Origin of the sequence: Moorena sp. SIO3H5 (assembly GCF_010692395.1) — a bacterium.
GTDB lineage: Bacteria > Cyanobacteriota > Cyanobacteriia > Cyanobacteriales > Coleofasciculaceae > Moorena.
Window position 1 is genome coordinate 1 of sequence record NZ_JAAHHS010000125.1, and the last position, 18,711, is coordinate 18,711.

General features: G+C 42.5%; 9 protein-coding genes. 6 read left to right on the plus strand and 3 right to left on the minus strand.

What is annotated here, in order from left to right; translation table 11 throughout:
- Positions 1 to 38: 38 nt before the first annotated feature.
- Positions 39 to 206, plus strand: coding sequence for a hypothetical protein (locus tag F6K52_RS15685; protein WP_293079140.1), 168 nt, complete (start codon positions 39 to 41; stop codon positions 204 to 206).
- A 118-nt stretch (positions 207 to 324) separates the two neighbouring features.
- Here F6K52_RS15685 and F6K52_RS15690 read toward each other — a convergent pair whose 3' ends face one another.
- Positions 325 to 2,172, minus strand: a complete 1,848-nt coding sequence (locus F6K52_RS15690) for an NFACT RNA binding domain-containing protein (RefSeq protein WP_293079142.1) — start codon at positions 2,170 to 2,172, stop codon at positions 325 to 327.
- A gap of 605 nt (positions 2,173 to 2,777) precedes the next feature.
- Between F6K52_RS15690 and F6K52_RS15695 the strand changes: the two genes are divergently transcribed.
- Together F6K52_RS15695 and F6K52_RS15700 are read left to right on the plus strand one after the other, a co-directional pair.
- On the plus strand, positions 2,778 to 2,966 hold the full coding sequence (locus F6K52_RS15695) for a hypothetical protein (RefSeq protein ID WP_293079144.1): 189 nt from the start codon (positions 2,778 to 2,780) through the stop codon (positions 2,964 to 2,966).
- Between the two features lie 377 nt (positions 2,967 to 3,343).
- Positions 3,344 to 4,696, plus strand: coding sequence for an OB-fold nucleic acid binding domain-containing protein (locus F6K52_RS15700; protein ID WP_293079146.1), 1,353 nt, complete (start codon positions 3,344 to 3,346; stop codon positions 4,694 to 4,696).
- A 626-nt stretch (positions 4,697 to 5,322) separates the two neighbouring features.
- On the opposite strand, the gene F6K52_RS15705 is transcribed toward F6K52_RS15700, so the two are convergent.
- Both F6K52_RS15705 and F6K52_RS15710 read right to left on the minus strand, forming a co-directional pair.
- Positions 5,323 to 5,523: a hypothetical protein gene (locus tag F6K52_RS15705; protein WP_293079148.1), complete on the minus strand. Its 201-nt coding sequence runs from the start codon at positions 5,521 to 5,523 to the stop codon at positions 5,323 to 5,325.
- Between the two features lie 53 nt (positions 5,524 to 5,576).
- Complete coding sequence (locus tag F6K52_RS15710) at positions 5,577 to 5,699, minus strand: hypothetical protein (RefSeq protein WP_293079150.1); 123 nt, start codon at positions 5,697 to 5,699, stop codon at positions 5,577 to 5,579.
- 717 nt (positions 5,700 to 6,416) lie between these two features.
- Between F6K52_RS15710 and F6K52_RS15715 the strand changes: the two genes are divergently transcribed.
- The 3 genes from F6K52_RS15715 to F6K52_RS15725 form a co-directional block, all read left to right on the plus strand.
- The gene (locus F6K52_RS15715) at positions 6,417 to 7,820 is read left to right on the plus strand and encodes an acyl-CoA-binding protein (RefSeq protein WP_293079152.1); all 1,404 of its coding nucleotides are present in this window, start codon (positions 6,417 to 6,419) and stop codon (positions 7,818 to 7,820) included.
- An 18-nt stretch (positions 7,821 to 7,838) separates the two neighbouring features.
- On the plus strand, positions 7,839 to 13,613 hold the full coding sequence (locus tag F6K52_RS15720; RefSeq protein ID WP_293079154.1) for a type I polyketide synthase: 5,775 nt from the start codon (positions 7,839 to 7,841) through the stop codon (positions 13,611 to 13,613).
- Positions 13,610 to 18,711 (plus strand): condensation domain-containing protein (locus F6K52_RS15725; RefSeq protein ID WP_293079156.1); only part of this gene is annotated, 5,102 nt, incomplete at its 3' end. The genes F6K52_RS15720 and F6K52_RS15725, both read left to right, overlap by 4 nt.

The window sequence follows — 18,711 nt, forward strand, 5'->3', positions numbered from 1 at the left end:
TGAGGTTTTTGGCGTGCAACTGATCCACCAAGGGGAAAATGGATGAACTCGGATACCATATGGCTCATGGCCTGCGAGAGACACCTGCTGGTTTTAGGGTAATGGTATTGCCTCTTTCCACCGTATATTTGTTGATTTTTATTAAATTTTTATTAAAAAAATCACCAGCTGTGGAGACAGCTGGTATTGCTCACTTAGTTAATTAGAGATACGTCGTCGTTTTCCATGAGGAAGATCCAGGCTGCGCGTTCCCAAACCGACAGCCTAAAAATTTCTTCTTTAAATTAATCGTAACAGAGAATACGATTTTTTTGTAATTAAAGTTTACATTTTTTTGGTTGAGGCAGATGCAATCACGTAATCACGACCTTGATCAGGACGCCCCCAGAGGATTTGCTCGTGCTTATAAATCGCCATGCCTGGTTTAGCGCCTTTGGGCTTGTAAACATATTTAGGTTTCGTGTAAACAACTGGTACCTGTTCACTCTGACACCCCCGGCTGTTGTAAGCGGCTAGATCAGCAGCAAATTGCAAATCTGCTGGATCCGCTACTGTTCCTGGCTCTAATCTAAGTAGTACATGACTCCCAGCAATCTCTTGGGTATGAAACCAGAGGTCATAATCCCCAGCGGTACGAAATGTCAACTGGTCATTTTGCCGATTGTTGCGACCAATCAATAATTCAAAGCCACTGGGAGTCTGATATCGATAGGGCTGTGAGACATCGGATAGATTACGACTCTTTTGAGCAGAAGCTTCTAAATATCCTTGCCCAATTAGCTCTTCGCGGATTTCCTGTAGGGTTTGTAAGTCGTCTAGAGTGTTATAGGTGTTTAGCTGAGTCAATGATGCCTCAACTTGCTCTAAATACTGTATTTCATCTTGTACTTCTTTTAGTAATGGCTCAACGGCATCCCGAGTTCGTTTCAGTTTTTGGTGTCGCTTGTAGAAAGCTTGGGCATTTTGGACAGCATTTTTCTCAGGATTTAAGGGAATCTTGACTGGCTGGTTAGTTTCAAAGTCCGGTAGGGTGATCGATTTCATCCCTGGTTGCCAATCCTGGAGATATGCCATTAATAAGTCAGCTTTTTCTCGGGATTGATCAGCTTGGTCAGATTGCTGTAAACGTTCCTTAAAGCTAGAGGCTTTTTGCCGTAGTTTTCGTAAGTTATTATTTAGCTTCTGAGTCAGTTGGTTATGCAATCGGGCAAACTCATGTTGATTGAACTGGTTAGTGTAATAGGAATTGAGTAAGGTTTGGATATTTTTAGCTGGTTTAACTATCCCCCAATCCATTACCGTATATCCTTGGTTTGTCCAGCCTGGCTGAAAAAGGTTAGCAGGTTTAAGGTTAGTAGGTTTAAGGTTGGTCGGTTGTGGGTTGGTCGGTTGTGGGTTGGTCGGTTGTGGGTTGTCTGTAGAGAAGTTGCTAGGGTTCAATAAAGTTTGTAACCATTGTTGCCAGCGTTGAAATAGGTTTTGCCAGTCGGATTCTTCTAGGTTTTGGGTGGATTGCTTTGGGTCTAAACCAGCTGCTTGTACCATTGAGCGAGCGAGGGTGGGACTCAATCCTCGATAACTTTTGAGTAACTGATTTGCTACTGCTCCTGGTATCAAACTTACTCGTTCTTGCCAGCTCTGGTAGGGTTCAGTCAAACTGGGGCTAGTGCCAGTGAGGGCTGGTGGGAGTTCGTAGGGTTGACCGGTTTGAATAGTACGGACGCTGGATTGCTGGTTACTGACTTGATGAGCAGTGGTAACAATCAGATTGTCAGCATCAGTGAGGATTAGGTTGCTGTATTTGCCGATAATTTCTACATACAAATGCCAGGTCGGGGGTTCTCCAGGGCGTTTGGCAAATTGCAGGTCTAATACTCTCTCCCAAGGGGCAATGGTTTCGATGGCAATTAGGGCGAAGCCACCTAACTGGTGCCGCAGTTGGTCACTAAAGGTGAAGGTGTCGGGAACCCTTGGTGGTGGATCTCCTATGCAAATTCGGGCAGCTTGGGGATGCCAACAAATGGTGAGCCAACCTCGACCATTTAGGGTGCGTAGGGCGATGGCAATGGTGTAGCGATCGCGTTGATAGACTTGTTCGGTACGTCCTGGTACCCAGGTAGCACGCAACTCAGAACAAGCAGCGGTCAGGGTGGTATAGTCAACAGGTTGCATGGGCCAGGTGCCAGATCTGAGCTTGGTAGGATTGGGGGTTGAGAATGCGATTGACATGCAGGTCACGCTACGCGAACGCAGTCTAGCCCAGTTCCAATTTTCAGTATTTACAATACTATTCTATAGGTCAGCCTTAGGGCTACGATCTTATAGCCTTTTTATCTCGGTTGTGAACATACTCTCAAAGGCAAGAGGCAAGAGGCAAGAGGCAAGATGGGCAAGATATCCTCAGTTTTGTTTTCCAATAAAATAAAACATTTCAATTGTATTGACTACCATAATTACATCAATTAATCTACTTTTTTAACTCTGTTTCAGCAATTAATTAATCGCTATTAGATTGTTGATATTACTTATTAATTTAATTATTAATGGTAAATTTAAATTTTATATTTGCCTGTAAAAAACATTAAAAATGCATCATAATTCTGTACTAATTAAGTCATTATTTTAATTACAATTATTTACAAAAAAAGTACCCTAAAATATTATTTTTATGCTATAATAAAAGTGACCTTAATTAATAAGGTCAAAAACCAGCCCCCTGAACCTCAAAAACCACGGGGCTGGCTATTACCCCTAGTAACATAGGAGATAATTTTATTATGACCTATCGCGACCGTCTTAGTCCGTGGGTAATTGTGCGGTTATTACCCAACATGCAACGAGTCGTTGTTGCTCGCTTCCGTAACCGCTCTGATGCAGAGGGTCACCTGCGCCGTCTCCGACAGCTGATGCCTGATGTCCAATTTGTGATTATTTTTGATACTGGGGAGGAATTAGATAAGAAGTAAATAAATAACTGGTTGTTTGTAGACGGTTGACGGTTGTTTGTGGATAGTAAACAGTTAAGAGGTTGTCTGATAAGTCTCATTTGCTACATATAATCCCCCTAAATACCCCGAGCGAGGGATTGCTCGCTCGGGGGACTTTTACCAGCAAATAGATTCTTGTTCCCCCCAGCGAGGGATTGCTCGCTGGGGGGCTAGGGGGGCAAAATTCAGTATCAAAAAACTTGGGAGATATCCTCTAACAGTCAACCGTCAACTCAGGAATAAAAGTGTTATCAAAGTTGACAGTAGACCCCTTGTTGATCTGCTCAAAAAAAAACTATAGTTTGTGTGGAGGTCAAATCTCCAATTGTCTACAGAGTAAAGCAGGAAATCATGGGATGGTTAAAATTATCAGCCGCAAATCCTTAGGCACTCAACCTGTCTATGATATTGGTGTCAAGGGCGACCATAACTTTATTTTGGCAAACGGTATTGTTGCTTCCAATTGCTTCAACAAATCCCACTCCACCGCCTATGGCTATGTAACCTATCAAACTGCCTATCTCAAGGCGAATTACCCAGTTGAATATATGGCAGCGCTGCTGACAGCGAGTAGTAACAGTACGGACAAGATACAGAAATATATTGCTACTTGCTCAACCATGGGGATTGAAATTTTGCCACCGGATATCAATCGTTCGGATTTTGATTTTACACCAATCTCTAATAGTATATTGTTCGGGTTTTCAGCAATCCGGAATTTGGGACACGGAGCAATTAATTGTATTATCAAGGCTCGGGAGACTGGTGGTGAGTTTAAGGCTTTGGCAGATTTATGCGATCGCGTCGATTTGCGCACCCTTAACCGCCGTGGTTTGGAAGCTTTGGTTTACTGTGGTGCCTTTGATAGCATTCAGCCCAACCGCCAGCAACTAATCAAAGACCTCGACCCAGTGATTAGTTGGGGGCAAGACCGTGCCAAAGACCGAGAAAGTGGTCAGCTGAACATTTTTGATCTCTTTGGCAACAGTAATTCTGAGCAAGATCAGGATCAGAACAATAATGCTTGGGAATCTGCTCCCACAGCACCACCAGTTTCTGATTTTTCACGCCAAGAAAAATTAAATTGGGAAAAAGAATTGCTTGGCTTTTATGTATCTGACCATCCTTTAAAATCAGCCCGTCCAGTAGCTCAAGTGCTTTCTCCTGTCAGTTTGGCCGAGTTAGGAGACCAAAAGAAGGGCACAACTTTGAGTGCTATTGTGATGCTCACCGAAGTTAAGCCTCACCTCACCAAAAAAAATAATGAACGCATGGCTTTTGTGCAGATGGAAGATCTGACCGGTCAAGCTGAAGGAGTTGTATTCCCGAAAACTTACGAAAAAATTAGTTCATTACTGCAAGCCGATTCCCGTTTAATTATTTGGGCGAAGGTGGATGAGCGAGATGAAAAAATTCAACTGATTATTGAAGATGCTGAGCTAATTGAAAGTTTACGAACAGTAGTAGTGGAACTTAACCCTGAGGAAGTTACGACAAGCCACCTTAACCAATTAAAATCGATTCTGCAAAAACATTCCGGTAAAAAACATCAGGCAAAAGTCCCCGTACTAGCAACTATTCCTACACCCCAGCAGTATCAATTTGTCCGTTTTGATTCTAAATACTGGGTGCAAGATGACCAAGTAACCGTTAATGCTCTCAAAGCTAGCGGATTTGATGCCCGTACTGCTCCAGTAATCAAGAGTTGATCTGAAATTATCGATAGTTGAGTGCAGCTCAGCTGTATTTGTGGAAGGTTAAAGTACACAATTCGGTCAAGGATTGGGGTTAACCCAAACTTGACCGATTTTTTTTTAGGGAATAGGGAGATAGGGGAGATTTTTATTAAGTGCGTTCGCGTAGCGTGACAAGCGAGTCAATCGCGTAGCGCTAGCTTTTTGGGCTAATCACCTATCTTGTATGGTGCGTTAACAAAGTGTAGCGCACCTGTTTAACTATCAGTAATGGGTTCCCGTAGCGGCCTGGGGGGGCGCACATCGCTTTCTCAATCAACATACTGAAACGGCTACAAGTTAGGGAAAAAAAGGATTTTGAGTCTTGAAATGGGTTGAATGGGGTGAGTCGAGAGAAAAAAAATTGGTGGTAACTCGAAAAATTCCAAAATTGGGTTTTGAGATCGTCTTTAAGATGTCAAAGCCCCAAAAGGCTTTGATTAGGAAGAATAAATTCAAATAAGGAGAACATTATGGCCTATTTGGTACAAACCGTGATTGGTCGGACTTATGAACTAATGACCCTGTACCGGCAAACAGAGATTGGCATCAAAGCCTTATAGACTAAACTTTTTAGGGCTCATGTCACCCCCCCAGAAAAATTAGATGCGTTTACCCTGAGGGCTGTGATCGCACGATTTTAGCTTTTCAGCTATTGCTGAGTCCTCTAGTAGAGGACGTTCGGTCTTTTTGCCATGGTCTCGGTGGGTTTTTCGGTGGCGGCTGATCAGGATTGACAATGGCTTAATTACTTGTCTGTTCTGAGTTTCACACGACGCACGACCCTGGAGCCAATCCCTCACAGGGGTAGGTTTTTTACATTTGGGTCGGGAGCGGTGCGACAATCAGCGCGAATTTAATTACGGGTCAAGCGCACCCCCTGGGAATCGGGAATCGGGAATCGGGAGTCGGGAGTCGTCAAAAGCGGGGAATTGTAAAACTTATTACTGAAAATTTTGTGTATTTTGATAGAAATCATCAGACCTATTACTGAAAATTTTGTGTATTTTGATAGAAATCATCAGACTTATTACTGAAAATTTTGATAAGCACCTAAACAAAATTAATGACCTACTCTGAATCTCTGTAACCCTTACAGTGTAAAACTTTGACTTTCGGTAAATGTGTCATTAATTTTGTAAAAAATTTCAATATAGCATAACAGGTACGGAAGACGCCAATTTTTAAGAAAATATATTCGGATAGAGTAAATGTACTTTTTACTTGATATAATCTGGAGCCAATTGTCAACAAGATTTTTTTATGGTAATCAAATACTTCCCTGTTTTTACCATAAAATTATACAACCTTTAAATAGCAAGCATTTGCTTTACATAGCAAGCATTTGAACCTGTTTCGTCACGCCGTCAGAACATATAGTGTTTCTAGGATTTATGAGGTACACTTCTCAACCTCAAAGTACTCCTTTATAAAGGGAATTTAGGGGGATACCTTCTTGATGCAGTCGCTCATGGGGGGAACCCCCAAGACCGCGCTGCATCGCTTTGTACCTCATGGCATAGATAATTGCTATACAGACTGAACAGCTTAACAAAATGTTACAACAATAAAGTGCATTTCAGAATAGCTTTTGTTAAGCTACTGGATGATACTTTGTATCAGTATAAAAAACGAATCAACAGAGTGTTTGTTTATACCACTACAGTAGTAATATAGAAAGGATTGAACCCTGAATATGCTCACACAAAACCAGATTCAACACTTTGAAGAAAAGGGATGGTTAGGCCCCCTGGATATATTTACAAGTTCAGAATTAGAATCTGTAAAAAAATGTATAGAAACTAATAGTTCAATTAAAGAAGTAGAGGGTCAGCCGATGATGATGCTCTACAACAATGTCCTGAACCTCAACACATCTCGTGACCTTCATCTGTTTCATCAACCGATAGTCGAGATGTTTAAAAACAACAAAATTGTTCAGCTACTCAACCAGTTGGGTGGGGACAATTTACTATTGTGGAACAGTAATGTTTTTTGCAAAATGCCAGGGGAAGGAGAGATCAAATGGCATCAAGTTTATGATTCTTACGACCCCAGCGCCTATGATCCTCAAAAGCCAGCACTGCTTTACCCCAATACTGAAGATATTATAAATATATCAGTATGGATAGCTTTAGATGATGCTAATCTCGAAAACGGTTGCTTACATTTTGCTAATGGGACACACAAGAAAAAATTTGGGCGAGTGCAGGTACCTGCTGAGGAGGGAATGTTTGCGGGTATAAAAAACCATAAAATGGTTTGGCAAGGGCGGAGAAAATACTCAGTAGTGTTTGACTTCGATGACAATGAATGGGAAGTGGAAGCTGTACCAGCGCGCATGGGGCAAGCTATTATTTTTACCGAAAGAGTTATGCATTCCTCTCCCCCCAATAACTCCAAGCAACAACGCCGACTAGGTATTAATGGACGTTATGTTCCTCCCAGCGTACAGGTTTATCCACACCGTTTAAAAGGCGATTTCATAGACGAAAATTTTCATAATATCAAAAATCATTTTTGTATCCTGGTATCAGGGCAAGATGATTATGGAATCAATGTCGTTCGTGATTATCATGATCTAGACAATATAGAATTAGAATTTCAGACCATGTCCAACTTAGTTCGCTTTGGTCATGTTCAACTACCTAAAGGCAAGAAAGAAATAGAGCTTGAGACTCTCTATAAACAAGCAATGGAAGGGGATTGTCTAGAGGAGGAGCCAGATCCGATTCTGCAACCTAGAAAGTATATTCAATGGCAAGCCTGGAATCAACTTAAAGGTATGAGTTGTAGTGAGGCGATGAAGCAATACAGTCAAATAGTAGCCAAACTGCCAGTAGTGGATCAAAAAAAGGAGCTGCCTCTAGAAGAAAAAATTAAAGCTTGGTTAGTCGCTTACATAGCCAAAGTTTTTGACATTGAAGCAGATGAGGTGAATAGTACTCTTCCTTTTGAGCGCTATGCTCTAGGCTCGGCTGATGCAGCAAATCTAGTTGCTGAGTTGGGAGCTTGGCTAGAACGAGATATTCCTGCTACTGCGCTTTATAGTTACCCAACTATAGACTTTTTGGCTCAGCATTTAGTTTCGTCATCCTGAAGATAAGGTGCAAATTACATGGATCCAACCGCGATTATAGGTATTGGTTGTCGTTTTCCAAATGCTGGAAATCCAGAACGCTTTTGGGATTTGCTGCGGCATGGGGTGCATACCATCACTGAAGTTCCGTCAAATCGATGGGATGTTGATGCCTTGTATGATCCAGATCCAGCTACACCAGGAAAAATGAACACCCGTTGGGGCGCTTTCCTCGAACAGATAGATATGTTTGAACCGAGTTTCTTCGGAATTTCTCCCCGAGAAGCAGAGTCAATGGATCCCCAGCATAGACTAATCTTAGAGGTAGCCTGGGAAGCTCTGGAAAATGCAGGACTGGCACCAAATAAGTTAGCTGACAGCCAAACAGGTGTGTTTATAGGAATCGTTGCTAGTGATTATGGCCGACTCGTGTTTAATGATCACCTTAATATAGATGCTTATGGCGGCATTGGCATCACGCCTGGTATTGCAGCGAATCGTCTCTCCTATATACTGAATTTGCACGGACCTAGCTTGGCGATAGACACAGCTTGCTCGTCATCGCTGGTAGCATTGCATTTTGCCTGTCAAAGCCTGCAAAGCGGTGAATCTAATTTGTGCTTGGTCGGAGGGGTGAATTTGGTTTTGTCCCCCGAATACACTCTCACTTTTTCTCAAGCTCGGATGATGGCGTCGGACGGTTTTTGTAAGACTTTTGACAAAGACGCCGATGGTTATGTACGAGGGGAAGGATGTGGTGTAATTGTCCTCAAACGCCTCTGTGATGCCCTCCGGGATAGAGACAATATTTTAGCAGTTATCAAAGGCTCGGCAGTTAACCATGATGGTCTCAGCAATGGAATGACTGCACCCAATGGGCGTTCGCAGCAGGCAGTTATCAGGCAAGCATTAAAAAATGCTGGTGTAGCGCCAGCCCAGATTAGTTATGTTGAAGCTCACGGTACTGGCACTTCCTTGGGAGACCCAATAGAAGTTGAATCCATAAAAGCAGTACTGGGTCAAGGGCGATCGCCTCTTGAGTCCTGTGGGATTGGTTCAATTAAGACCAATATCGGTCATTTAGAAGCTGCGGCGGGAATAGTTGGTCTGATTAAGACAGTTCTATCACTACAACATCAGCAAATACCATCCCACCTGCACCTCACACAACTTAATCCCTTAATTCAGTTAGAAGGTACACCTTTTTTCATACCTACTGAGAGCCAACCTTGGTCTGTTGCTACAGAACCTCGCTTAGCTGGGGTCAGTTCCTTTAGCTTTGGTGGCACAAATTGCCATGTGATCTTGTCGGAAGCTCCCAAACAAGAAACCAAAGCTAATGAAATTGAACGCCCTGCTCACATTCTTGCTCTCTCAGCCAAAAATCAGAAGGCTTTGAGTGAATTAGTAGAGCGCTATGAGGCTCATCTGAAATCAAACTCATCCGCAAAGCTGGCAGACGTTTGTTTCACTGCCAATACAGGAAGAGCGCATTTTGATCACCGCCTTTTTGTTACGGCAACATCTACAACACAGATGCAAAAGGCTCTGCGCGGACTTGCGGAGGGCGAAGATACAGTGCCAAGCGGTCAAATATGCAGTCCCAAGCGCCAGAAAATAGCGTTCTTATTTACTGGTCAAGGGTCTGTGTATCTGAATATGGGGCGTCAACTCTACGATACCCAACCGACATTTCGTAATTGCCTCAAACGCTGTGAAGAAATTTTGCGTCCCTATCTGGAAGAACCACTACTCTCTGTTCTCTATCCAGATATTGATTTGTCTTCTCCAACATCTGGCGAGGCAAACCAAAAGTTATACAACACGGCCTATACTCAACCTGCTTTATTCGCTCTGGAATATGCGCTATGCCAATTATGGAAATCTTGGGGCATAGAGGCGGATGCTGTAATCGGTCATAGTGTGGGAGAATATGTCGCTGCCTGTGTTGCTGGGGTTTTCAGCCTAGAAGACGGTCTCAAATTGATTGCAATGCGGGGACAATTAATGCAACAATTGCCTCCAGGTGGTGAGATGTTGTCCTTGCTCGCATCAGAATCTCAAGTGCGAGAAGTGATTGCTCCCTATGGCGATCAAGTTGCGATCGCAGCTCTCAATGGCCCTAGCAGTATAGTAATTTCTGGTAAAAGTGAAGCCATCCAGGAGATTTACAGCAGCCTGTCAACGCAAGGAATAAAAGCAAAATTTTTGCAAGTATCCCATGCTTTTCACTCTCCGCTGATGGAACCAATGCTAGGGAAGTTTGAGGTAGCAGCATGGCAAATCTCCTACAATAAACCTCAGATTCCTCTAATTTCTAACGTTACTGGGCAACAAATAGGCGATGACACTAGCACTCCTGAATATTGGGTGAATCATATACGACAACCAGTCCGCTTTGCTGATGGTATGCAGACTTTAGACCAGGAAGGCTGTCAAATTTTCTTGGAAATCGGACCCCAGGCAATTTTGCTGGGAATGGGACGCCAATGCTTACCAGAGGACACGGGGGTTTGGTTGCCTTCTCTGCGCAAAGATCGCCAAGACTGGCAACAATTGCTAGAGAGCTTAGGGGAATTGTACGTAAGAGGTGTAGAGGTAGACTGGTCAGGCCTTGACAAAGATTATATCCGTGAAAAAGTAGTATTACCTACTTATCCTTTCCAAAGAGAACGGTATTGGACCAAAGCAACTAACTTTACTAACTTTGTAGATAAAAAGGAGTTCCAGGATTGGTTATATGAAGTAGAATGGCGACCTCAAGCTAGTTTTGGCGGGCAGTTTTCATCAGAGGAACTTCTAGACCCATTGACCATTAACCAGAAACTACAACCTTTGGTGTCGTCTTTAGCCTCTGTTAATAACTTGGATAGCTACAGTCAACTTGTGAGACAATTAGAAACTTTGAGTGTGGAATATGTCTTGCAAGCCTTTGACGAAATGGGATGCTCATTTAAACTGGGGGAAAACTTCTCCACTGAATCCCTAGCCCAAAGATTAGGTGTAGTACCACAATATCAACAACTTTTAAACCTGTTGTTAGAGATGCTAGCAGAAGTAAAAATTCTGCGCTACACCGAAAATCAGTGGGTGACACTCCAAACTCCTGAAAAAGTCAATCTACAACACAAACATCAGACCTTACTTGCTCAATTCCCCAGCGCTAATGCAGAACTAACTATGTTAGAGCGTTGTGGTTCCCAATTGAGAGCAGTTTTGCAGGGAACTATAGAACCCCTGCAAGTTGTCTTCCCTGAAGGGGATTTAACTATAGCTACTCAAATATATGAACAGTCTCCTGAAGCAAAATTTACTAACACTTTAGTCCAGCGTGCGATCGCTACTGCCCTGGAAAATTTACCTCCAAGCCGAGGGGTGCGATTATTAGAAATTGGAGCTGGGACAGGGGGAACTACTAGCTATATATTGCCTCATCTGAATCCAGAGCAAACAGAATATATCTTCACCGATATCGGTAGCTTATTTACAAGCAAAGCACAGGATAAATTTAAGGATTACCCATTCATACACTATCAAAACTTAGACATTGAAAAAAATCCCGAAATTCAAGGGTTTGACCCCCATCAGTACGATGTGATAGTGGCAGCTAACGTAATCCATGCTACAGCCTCTTTGCGTAAAACTCTAGAGCATGTGAGGCAGTTGTTGAGACCTGGAGGGATGTTGGTGTTGTTGGAAATCACAACTCCCAGGCGGTGGGTAACTTTATTTGCTGGAATGTTAGACGGATGGTGGAATTTTAGGGATTTTGATTTACGACCTAATCAACCCTTACTAACTGTATCAAAGTGGCAGAAATTGCTAATAGAAAGCGGTTTTCCCAAAGTGGTAAATCTGCCCAATATTCAGGGAACAGAAGAGGTTATATCTTCCCAGAGTGTAATTATTGCTCAAACTGCAACTACTCCATCGTTGCCTCCGAGTGAAGGATGGTTAATTTTTGCAGACCAGCAAGGTATCGCTCAACAGTTGGCAAATCGACTGCGGAGCTGCGGACAAGTCTGTAATTTGGTGTTTCCAGGAAAGGAGTACCAACAGATAGCATCAGATGAGTTTACTATAAACCCGGAAAATTCTGATGACTACTTAAAACTGGTGACAGAGGTAAAAGCTAATCTGCCCGATTTTAAAGGAGTGTTGCATCTATGGAGCTTAGATACTCCAAGAGCAGAGGAACTAACACTAGAAGACCTGAAAGTAGCTTCAAAACAGGGATGTGGGAGTGCCTTATACTTAGTTCAAGCCTTGAGCGAGGCACAATTTTTGCAATCTCCCCGCCTGTGGTTGGTAACCAAAGGTGCCCAGCCAGTTCTTCCCATCAAAGATTCAATATCAGGGTTAGCTCAATCACCTTTGTGGGGAATGGGTAGAGTAATCTCTTTGGAACATCCGGAATTGTCAGTCCGAATGCTAGATTTAGACCCTAATGTAGCACCAGAGGATTCCTGTACAACACTTTTAGCAGAAATTGGGGATTCAAATGGTGAAAACCATATTGTCTTTCGAGATGAACAGCGTTACGTCCCACGCCTAGTGCATAAGAACTTCATAGAATCTCAAAGTCTCCAGTTCCGGTCGGATGTTACTTACTTGATTACTGGTGGTACTGGTTACTTGGGGCTGAAGTTCGCCGAATATATGGTAGAGCAAGGAGCTCGCCAGCTAGCATTAATCGGACGCAAAGGCCTTCCCGAACGGGAAAATTGGACCAACCTTGACCAAGAGAGTAATGAATGGAAACAGGTTCAAGCTATTCAGCTCATGGAAGAGAAGGGAGCTAGCGTAACAGTGTACGCATCTGATGTTACCGACCAAGCTCAAATGTCCTCAATTATTAAGTCGATCCATACTGTTCAAAAACCACTGCGGGGTATTATTCATGCTGCTGGTTTAAGTGACCAACACAAATTAAGTCAGATGACTCATCAAATACTTGAATCGATACTTAGCCCGAAGACAGTTGGAACGTGGGTTCTTCATCAACTAACCAAAGAGATAAACCTAGACTTCTTTATCTGCTTTTCTTCGATTGGGTCAGTATGGGGTTCCCTAGGTCACGGACATTATGATGCAGCTAACCACTTTCTTAATGTTTTAGCTTATTATCGTCGTTCGATCGGGCTCCCAGCATTAAGTATAAATTGGGGAAGTCTCGGTGTTGGGGGCATGGTTTCTGAGGAAAGTTATGTACAATGGATGAAGCAGATTGGCTTAGGAGAATTACGACCACAGCAAGGATTTAATGCCTTAAGTTTTCTTTTAAAAACCAATGCTATCCAACCACTAGTGACAAAGGTAGATTGGTCTACATTTAAGAAATATTATGAAGTAAGGGGATTAGGAAAGCTATTTAGTGACCTGATGACTCTCTCTACTGTGGATATTAAAACACCTTCAATAGAGACAATAGAGAGTCAGGAGTCTAGCATCTTAGAACAATTACAAGCAGCTTCTCCAAGTAAAATAGAAAACATTTTATTGACTCATTTTCAAAATGAAATTGCGAAATCGTTACGGACAAGCGCTTCAGAAATAAGCTTACAAAAACCGTTAAATAGCATGGGACTTGATTCCCTAATGGCTGTAGAATTGCGAAATATGAGTCTAGTGAAGCTAGGGATAGATATTCCTACTGTCAAATTTATAGAAGGGCTTAGTATTGCTGATATCGTAACTGAAGTAAAAGAGCAACTGAACCAGATTGACATCAGTCAAAAAGTTGAGGGGGAAAATCACCAACAACTTTACACAGAAGAAGCAGACCAGATAGAACGAGTAAGGGGTGAATTATGAATTTAGTTGAGTTTTTACAAGAGCTTTCAATTAAAGGTTGGCAGATCTGGAGTGAAGGTTCGCAGTTACGCTACGATGCTCCCAAAGAAGAATCAACTGCATCAGTATTGGCTCTGTTGAAGCAACATAAGGCAGAAATTTTACAGTTACTGCATGACAACCCAGATCTTCTCGATGTTCATCCCCTTTCCTACGGACAACAGGCAATGTGGTTTCTCTGGAAACTAGCACCTGGTAGTTGTGTTTATAACGTGTCCGTACCTGTTCGTATTTGCTCTGAGGTGGATGTGACAGCTTGGAGGCAAGCTTTTGAAGCTCTATGCCAACGTCACCTCATGCTGTCAAGCACATTTACTAAGCTAGGTCAAGTACCCATTCAACAAGTACATCGCCATCAAGACGTGGACTTTTTGCAGGTTGATGCCTCTGCTTGGAGTAAAGAGGAATTAAATCAGAGAGTGGTTGAAGCTCACAAGCACCCTTTTAACCTTGAAAAAGAATCGGCGATGCGCGTTAGGTGGTTTGTGCGGTCATTTCAAGAGCATATTCTACTGCTGACAATACACCACATTGCCTGTGATGGCTGGTCTTTAGACATCATCTTTCAGGAATTACCTAAACTGTACCAAGCTCAACAGACCAATCTACCAGCATCTCTTCCCCCTATAAAGTATTCATATCAAGATTATGTTCGCGCTCAAAGGAAAATTTTGGATAGCCCTAGAGGAGAAATCCTTTGGCAATACTGGAAACAAAAACTAGCGGGCGAATTACCAACCTTAAATCTACCCACAGACAAACCACGCCCGCCCATACAAACCTACGAGGGGGCAGCCTATCATTTTAGCTTATCTGAAAAACTCAGTCAGCAACTTATAGAATTAGCTCAGAAGGAAAATATCACGCTCTACACGCTATTGTTGGCAGTATTTGGTATCTTTCTTTATCGTTACACAGGTCAAGAGGATATTTTAGTTGGTTCTCCCACGTCAGGTAGAAATAGGGCTGAAGAGGCTCCAATTGTAGGCTTCTTTGCTAACTCAGTTGTAATGAGGATGTCGGCCTCGGAAAATCTAAGTTTTAAGGAGTTTCTCACTAAAGTTCAGCATACTGTATTAGAAGCAGTAAACTATCAAGATTACCCTTTCGCATTGTTAGTAGAGCGATTGCTGCCAAAGCGCGACCCTAGCCGATCTCCAATTTTTCAAGTTTTTTTCCTGCTACAGCAAATGTCTGAATGGCGGAAGCTGCTCTCTGGTGAAATGAAGACGTCTTCGGATTGGCAAGGACTTAAGTTAGAAGCCTTTGACAGACCAACGAAGGAGTGTCAATTTGATTTCATACTAGAAATGATACAGGTTGGCTCGTCTCTTGGTGGACTTATTAAGTACAGTACCGATCTATTTGAGGAACAGACTATTGCCAGAATGGTGGAGCATTTCCAGACATTATTACAAGCAATAGTAACAAAGCCGACTGCTAACATAGATCGATTACCATTACTAACAGCAACTGAGCGGCAGCAGTGCCTAGCAGTCGGAAATAACTTGGGTAGAAAACAGGGGCAGAATAAAGTTATCTATCAATTGTTTGAGGATGTATTTGGCTATCCAGGAGAGGTTAGTGGCAAGCAAACTCAGTTGGGAGAGTATACAGAAATAGTGCCTGTAAATCTTCCGACTGATTTTTCAGTTTATGTTTTAGATTCCTATGGAGAACCAGTACCGCCAGGAGTAACAGGAGAGGTTTATGTTGGAGGTGGCAATTTAACTGAGAGTGACATAAATCAGAGCCAACAAGCCCCAGTTAGTTTTGTAGAGCATCCCGAACTTGGTAGTTTATTGAAAACTGGGGAACGGGGTTGTCTTCGTGCCAATGGTGGTCTGGAATTGCAAGGATTTGGGCAACGTTGGGCTTGGATTAAAGGGCATCAGGTGGAGTTGCAGGCTATAGAAAAAGCCTTACTGGCAATTACTGGGCTGGAAGACTGCTATGTGATGATGCGACAACGACAACTGGTTGCTTATGTAGTGACCTCTAAGTCTTTCTTGTCAGAGTCTCTCCACAACCAGTTAAAGACCGAATTACCCAGCTATATGCTGCCAAGTGCTTATGTAACAGTATCTAACCTGCCCTTAACAGGCAAAGGACTAATAGATGAATCAGCGTTAGCCCAATTGGAGGTGATTGACTCCGAGTTAGTGTCACGTTGGGAAGAACAGTTGCGATCGCTGCCAGAAATAGAGCAAGTATCAGTGGTAGTTCAGCCACAAGTAAAAACCCTTCCCAGATTACATATTTCTGATTTAGTACCCTCACCCCCAAAGGGAATGGGTACAGATTTTCCTCAAGTTGAAACTGACAACTTGATAGACAAAGTTAACAAGAACTTGCCACAGGAAGTAAACCAGCCCGCCATCAGCCAAGGAGAGCCTCTAACAGAGCCAGAGGCACAAACTTTAGGGGAAATACTGCAACGAGCAGCCCTAGAGAATTCAACTAAAGGTGTAGTATACATCCAACCTGATGGAACTGAGTTCGTACAGTCCTATAAAAATTTATTAGAGGATGCCCAAAGACTATTGGGAGGATTGAGAAAACTCGGTCTCAAGCCCCAAGACAAGGTAATCTTTCAACTAGCAGACAATCACAACTTTATTAGTGCATTTTGGGGATGTATTCTTGGAGGATTTATACCTGTACCAATTTCCGCAACAGGCAATTTGAACAAGCTGCAAAATAGCTGGCAGATGCTAGGAAAGCCATTGGTACTATCAGAGCAAAAGTTAGCTCCAAAAATTCATAAGTGGGCAGAAGAATTAAAGTTAGAAAACTTTCAGATAGAACCCATAGAACCATTAAAAGATTCAGAGGCAGATCGCAATTGGCATAAATCAAACTCAGAGGACTTGGTGCTATTGCTGCTAACTTCCGGCAGTACAGGTATGCCCAAAGCGGTCATGCACAACCACCGTAGTTTGTTAAGCCGTAGTGCATCAACGGTTCAATTTAACGGCTTTAGCAAAGAAGACATTTCCTTAAATTGGTTTAGCCTCGACCATGTTGGGGGAATAGTGATGTTCCATCTGAGGGACGTTTATTTGGGATGTCAGCAAATCCACGCTCCAACAGAACTGGTGTTGCAAGAACCGACACGATGGTTAGATTGGATTTCCCACTATCGAGCCACAATTACTTGGGCCCCAAACTTTGCTTATGGGCTAATTGTGCAAGAACTAGAAAATCGACAAAAGACGGGCAGTCAACAAGAAAATCACCGAGGATGGGATTTGTCCTCTATGCACTTTATTCTCAATGCTGGAGAGGCAATTGTTGCAAAAACCGTCAGGCGATTTTTAGAAGTATTAGGTCAATATCAGCTCCAAGACCGCGCTATGCATCCAGCATGGGGCATGTCAGAAACCTCAAGTGCGGTAACGTTTTCATCTAAATTTCTGCTATCTTCAACCACAGACGAGCAGAAATTTGTCGAAGTAGGATCTCCAGTGCCAGGGTTCGCCATCAGAATAGTAGATAATCAAAACCAGATAGTGAAAGAGACAATGGCGGGTCGAGTACAAGTAAAAGGACCGTCTGTCACATCTGGTTACTATCAAAATACAGAAGCAAACCAAGACGCTTTTACAGAAGATGGTTGGTTTAATACTGGAGATATAGGCTTCCTGCAACAAGGGTGTTTAACAATAACCGGACGGCAAAAAGACATTATCATCATCAACGGTCTCAACTACTACAGCCATGAAATTGAAGCAGCAATAGAAGAAATACAAGGTGTAGAAGTGTCTTATACTGCTGCTTGTGCAGTGAGGGATGGTGACAGTGATACAGACAAACTAGCCATATTTTTCAATCCAGCAAAAACAACAAACGATCAAGAAGCAGATTTGTTAAAGGAAATTCGCTTACTGGTAGTGGATCGTTTTGGTATTAATCCTGATTATTTGATTCCTGTAGAACGAGACGTTATTCCCAAAACAGCGATCGGTAAAATTCAACGTTCTCAACTAAAACAGCGTTTTGAATCTGGTGAATTTAACACCATTCTCAAACGGGTAGATTTGTTACTATTGAATGTCAATACTATCCCAAGCTGGTTTTACCGAAAGGTATGGCAAGCCAAAGTCCCTGTTTTTAATCTGTCTTCCCAGACAACTACAACCCTAATATTTAGCGATACTTTAGGGCTAGGAACAGTCTTATCTGAGGAATTAGAAAAACATCACCAGCCCTCTATCCAAGTGTCTGTCGCTGAAAACTTTACCAAAATCAGTGACAATCATTATTCTCTTGTGCCCGACCGAGCAGAACACTATCAGATGCTTTTAGAGCAATTGGCACAAGAAAACAAAACGATTGGCCAGATTGTCTGCCTGTGGGAATACGATCAATATAGAGGTGAAGTTTCACACCTAGAAGCGCTGGAGCAGTCACAAAAGCAAGGGTTGTTTCGTTTGCTGTTCTTAGCTAAAGCATTAGAACAATTTCGGAGTGAAGAGCAGTCGGTACAATTACTGTGGGTATCAATTTACAGTCAGTCGATAGTACCGAGTGATAAGATAGCCTATGAGAAAGGGACAGTTTTGGGCCTATTGAAAACAATTGGTCAAGAAATGACATGGTTGAACTGTCGCCACATCGATCTGCCAGTACTAGAGGTTGAAGTCAATAAGGCATACATTCAACAAGAACTGGGCAATTTTTCCAAAGAAACAGAAGTAGCCTACAGAGACGGAAAACGCTTGGTTTGTGGAATCGAATCTGTAAATCTAGCTGAAGAACCAAAGCAAGAATTACCCTTCATAACAGGTGGTATCTACTTAATAAGTGGAGGGCTGGGAGGTATTGGAACTGAAATTGCTAGTTTCCTACTTAAGAATTATCAAGCACGGTTGCTGATAGTTGGTCGCACTTCTCTACCCGATAAAAATACTTGGCAAACTCATTTAGATAGTGGAAATGAACTGGCAAGTAAAATCCAAGCTTATCAACAATTGCAGCAACTACCAGGGTCAGTCATTTATGAAGATGTAGATATCTGTGATTATGCTCAGTTGCAGCAGATATTGACAACAACTCA

Bases quoted from the DNA above. Each gene is read 5' to 3' on its own strand.
- F6K52_RS15690 (WP_293079142.1), bottom strand. From the start codon at position 2,172: ATGCAACCTGTTGACTATACCACCCTGACCGCTGCTTGTTCTGAGTTG.
- F6K52_RS15685 (WP_293079140.1), top strand. From the start codon at position 39: ATGGATGAACTCGGATACCATATGGCTCATGGCCTGCGAGAGACACCT.
- F6K52_RS15695 (WP_293079144.1), top strand. From the start codon at position 2,778: ATGACCTATCGCGACCGTCTTAGTCCGTGGGTAATTGTGCGGTTATTA.
- F6K52_RS15715 (WP_293079152.1), top strand. From the start codon at position 6,417: ATGCTCACACAAAACCAGATTCAACACTTTGAAGAAAAGGGATGGTTA.
- F6K52_RS15720 (WP_293079154.1), top strand. From the start codon at position 7,839: ATGGATCCAACCGCGATTATAGGTATTGGTTGTCGTTTTCCAAATGCT.
- F6K52_RS15700 (WP_293079146.1), top strand. From the start codon at position 3,344: ATGGTTAAAATTATCAGCCGCAAATCCTTAGGCACTCAACCTGTCTAT.
- F6K52_RS15710 (WP_293079150.1), bottom strand. From the start codon at position 5,699: ATGATTTCTATCAAAATACACAAAATTTTCAGTAATAAGTTTTACAAT.